At 35.3% G+C, this 4,596-nt stretch carries 1 protein-coding gene and 1 pseudogene; both read right to left on the minus strand.

The window, feature by feature from the left end; all coding sequences use genetic code 11:
* Positions 1-157: 157 nt before the first annotated feature.
* On the minus strand, positions 158-4,309 hold the full coding sequence (locus PHE37_RS13765; RefSeq protein WP_300008837.1) for a hypothetical protein: 4,152 nt from the start codon (positions 4,307-4,309) through the stop codon (positions 158-160).
* A gap of 83 nt (positions 4,310-4,392) precedes the next feature.
* Positions 4,393-4,596, minus strand: a pseudogene (locus tag PHE37_RS13770) (indole-3-glycerol-phosphate synthase TrpC); the annotation flags it as partial.

Here is a 4,596-nt window from a genome sequence, read left to right on the forward strand (position 1 = left end):
TTTCTTTTCAAGTTTTTCCTTTGTGATTTTTTAGCTCTTAGTTTTAAAGTAGAGTTAAACGCAAAAAAACTTAGAAGCAAGAGCTTCTAAGTTTTTGTTTTTTGCTTTTTTTAGATTTTATCCTAAGAATTAAATCTTAATGTTTTTTGCTTTTCTATTAAGCATTTATCACTATATCAGTATGAGTAATAGTTATTACTTGTGAAGTAGTATTGTTTGTATATGCTGAATGATCAGCCGCAGTATTCCCCCCTGAAGTTAATGTCCACCCAGTTGTATCAGTAAATGAAATTGAATCATTAACATCTCCAACAATAGTAAAGGCAATGCTATTTACACTATCATTTGATGCCAATAAATCTTTTAATGATATTGTCATATCTGTATTAACACCTGTTGTGTCAATTGTATCAAGCCCTGTAATCCCTTTTAAATCACCTAATTGTGATAAACTAAAGTTACCAGCTGTAGTATCTAAAGTACCTAGAGTTATAACTCCAGTTGTTGCAGTATTAATTGCAGCTACATTAGCCACAGTTGCATCAGTTCCTGTAATATGTACTGTTTCATTTCCAAGTCCAGTTATCCCAGTAGTTGGTGTTGCATATGCCGCTGCTACTTCTGCTGAAGAACCACTAATATCTGTAACTAAATGTGCGTCTACAGCAACTGAAGTTTTAGCATCAAGACCAGTTAAATTAGTAGCCAATGTTGTAGTATCATTACTTACTGTTAATTTATATGCATTTGCTCCTGCATTTGCATCAACTAATGCTGTATTTAAAGCTGCTGCTGTTCCAGCTGTAATAGTTGCTGTTACCGCTCCAGTTGTTACATCTGCAATTGCATCTGCATCAGTTGCTGATACTGTTCCAGAAATAGTTACTGCTTTTGCATCTTCACCTGTAAAGTTAGCTGCATCTGTTACTAATACTTTTGTTACATCAACAATATTTCCAGTTACTGTTGTTGCATTTACTACTACATCAACTGAAGTTTTAGCATCAAGAGCAATTAAATCAGCTGCTGCTGCAGTTGTACCAGTTACTGTTAAAGTTAATGCATCTAATCCATCATTTGCTACACCAGCTAATGCTGATTTTAAAGCTGCTGCTGTTCCAGCATCTACTGTTGCTGTTACTGTACCAGTTGTTGCTTTTGAAATTGTATTTGCATCCGCTGCTGAAATTACACCATCAACAGTTGCGTCTACATCTGCTGCTTTAGTTATTGTTTTTGCTGCAAGAACTGTTTTTATATCTGCTGCATTACCAGTGATTTCTGTAACTAAATTTGCATTTACATTAACTGAAGTTTTACCATCAAGAGCAATTAAATCAGTTGCTGCTGCTGGTGCAGCAGTTACTGCTAAAGTTAATGCATCTGTTGCTTTTGCAGCTGCTAATGCTGTATTTAAAGCTGCTGCTGTTCCAGCTGTAACTGTTGCTGTTACAACACCTGTTGTAGCAACTGCAATATCATTTACTAGATTTGCTGCTACTGTATCTGTAATTTTAACAGCTTTTGTTTCTTCACCTGTGAAGTGAGCTTTATTTGTTACTAATAAAGTTGCTAAGTCAGCTTGAATTCCAGTTATTTCTTTTGCATCTACTTTTATAGCTACTGAAGTTTTACCATCAAGAGCATTTAAATCAGTTGCTGCTGCAGTTGTACCGTTTACTGTTAAAGTGTATGCATTTGCTCCTGCATTTGCATCAACTAATGCTGTATTTAAAGCTGCTGCTGTTCCAGCTGCAATATTTGCTGTTACCGCTCCAGTTGTTACATCAGCAATTGCATCTGCTTGAGCTGCTGTTACTGTTCCAGAAATAGTTACAGTCTCATCTCCAAGAGCAGCTGTAAAATTAGCCACATTTGTTACATATAATTTTGTTAAATCAGCGATATTTCCAGTTACATTTGTTGCATTTACTACTACATCAACTGAAGTTTTACCATCAAGAGTATTTAAATCTGAAGCTTTTGCATCAGCACCAGTTACTGTTAAAGTTAAAGCATCTGTTGCATTTGCATCTTTTAAATTTGCAACTAAAACATCTGCAGTAGCAGTTGCAGCAGCAGTTACAATTCCAGTCGTAGCTTTTGCAATTGTATTTACTTGAGATGCTAATGGAGTTCCTGTAATAGTTACAGCTTCATTTCCAAGATTTGCAAAACCAGCTTTATTTGTCACATATAATGTTTCTAAATCAGCATAATCTCCAGTTACTGCTAATGCATCTACTTTTACTTTTACGCTAGTTTTAGCATCAAGACTATTTAAAACAGTTGCTGCTGCAGTTGCACCGTTTACTGTTAAAGTATATGCATTTACTTGTAGACCATCAGCTAAACCATTTAAATCTGCTGCTGTTCCAGCTACAATAGTTGCTGTTACTTTTCCAGTTGTTGCAGCTGCAATTGTATTTGCATCAGTTACTGATACTGTTGTATCACTAACAGTTGCTGCTACATCTAATGCTGTATCTATTCCAGCCGCTGCAAGAACTGTTTTCACATCTGCTGCACTTCCAGTGATAGTTGTAACTGCATTTGCATTTACCGCTAAATTAGTTTTATCATCAAGATCAATTAAATCAGTTGCTGCTGCAGTTCCTTTTGAGATTGTTAAAGTTAAATCATCTGTTGCTGCAGCATTAGTTAATGCTTTATTTAGAGCTGCTGCTGTTCCAGCTGCTACTTCTGCTGTTACTTTTCCAGATGTTGCACCTGTAATTGTATTTGCATCAGCTGCTGATACTGTACCAGAAACTGTTACAGGTACAGTTGCTGCTGTATCTATTCCAGATGCTGCAAGAACTGTTTTCACATCTGCTGCATTACCAGTGATTAATGTAACTAAACTTGCATCTACAGCAACTGAAGTTTTACCATCAAGAGCTTTTAAATCTGCCGCTGCTGCTGGTGTAGCAGTTACTGCTAGAGTTAATGCATCTGTTGCTTTTGCATCTGTTAATGCTGCAACTAAAGTAGCTGCTGCATCAGCTGTAACTGTTGCTGTTACAACACTAGTTGTTAATTTTGCAATAGTATTTGCATCTGTTGCAGAAATAGCACCAGTAATTTTAATAGCCTCATTTCCAAGACCACTTACAGTTTTTGCTGTATTTGCTGCATATAAATCTGTTACTGATAATACAGTTGTAGCAGTAATTTCTGTAATAGCACTTGCATTTACAGCTACGCTAGTTAAAGCATTAAGAGCATTTAAATCAGCTGCTGCTGCAGTTCCACCGTTTACTGTTAAAGTTAATGCATCTGTTGAAGTTGCATTTCCTAATGCTGAAACTAAAGTTGACGCTGTTCCAGCTGCAATAGTTGCTGTTACCGTTTCAGCTGCTGCTCCTGCAATTAAATCTGCAGTTGTTGCTGAGATAGTACCTGTAATTTTTACAGCTACATCTGCAATAGCTAATGCATCTGTAACATTTACAGCAGCTACACCAACAGTTGCTGCATTTTCAGTTATTGTAGTTATAGAAGTTACAGTAAAATTTGCAGGAGTTTGAATTTTATCATTTAAAGCAACTAAATCTCTTGCATTTACACTTTTATCTGTTGTTGTGAATGTTATATCATCAGTCGCATCTACATTTACAAGAGCTTTTAAAGTTGCTGCTACAGATCCATCTTTGATTGTTGCAGTTAATGCACCATCTGTTGCTTTTGCGATTGCATTTGCATCTACTGCTGAGATTTGTCCTGCAGTAATTGTTACATCTGCATCTGTTGCAATATTCAATGCTGATTTAATAGCAGCAACATTTTCTGAAGTACCTTCAAGTGTAGTTACAGCAGAAAAATCTGCATTTGGAAGTAGTTTTTTTAGATTAATTAAAGCAGTTAATTCACTAGTTCCTGAAACAATAGCATCTGTTGGTACAAATGTAATACTATCAGTAGCTTTTACACCATTAAGAGCTGTAACTGTAGTTGAATCAATAGTAGTAGCAACATCTAAAGTAGCTGTTACCTTTCCAGTTGTTGATTTTGCGATAGTGTTTAACTCAGCTGCAGTTGGATTAGCACCTGTAACTATAATAGCACCTGTGTAGTTTGTAATTCCATCAAGTGCAGTTGCTATATTTACTGCAGTATCACTTAGTGCTTGTGAAGCTGCTGTTTTTAATAATACAATTGGTAAATCAGTTGCAGTATTGATAGTGTTTAAATTAGCTGCAGTATAATCTGCATCTGTGATTGTAACTTTTGTATCTAGACCAATATCAGTTGCTGTTATAGCTGCTAAAGCTTGTGCCGTAGTTCCTTTGAAAGTAAGTAATGCCATGAATGTGTCCTTTTATTTTTAAAATTCTGTAATTTTACCTCATATTTTTTAAAACATAGCTTAATGTTTTATTAAATAAATTATTAATACAAATGTTTGAACTTTTTCAACTCTTCTTCAATATTTGGAACTTTCATAAAATGCTCACCAATCAAAAATGCATCAGCACCGATAGAGCTTAATCTTTTGATTGTTTCAACATTTGAAACACCTGATTCTGCAACTATGATTTTTCCATTTGGAATCAATGGAATCAATTTGTCACATAAAGTCATATCCATTTCAAA

It is taken from the genome of Sulfuricurvum sp., assembly GCF_028681615.1.
Taxonomy (GTDB): Bacteria; Campylobacterota; Campylobacteria; order Campylobacterales; family Sulfurimonadaceae; genus Sulfuricurvum.

Excerpts from the sequence above, each read along its gene's own strand:
- PHE37_RS13765 (WP_300008837.1), bottom strand. The coding sequence starts at position 4,309 with ATGGCATTACTTACTTTCAAAGGAACTACGGCACAAGCTTTAGCAGCT.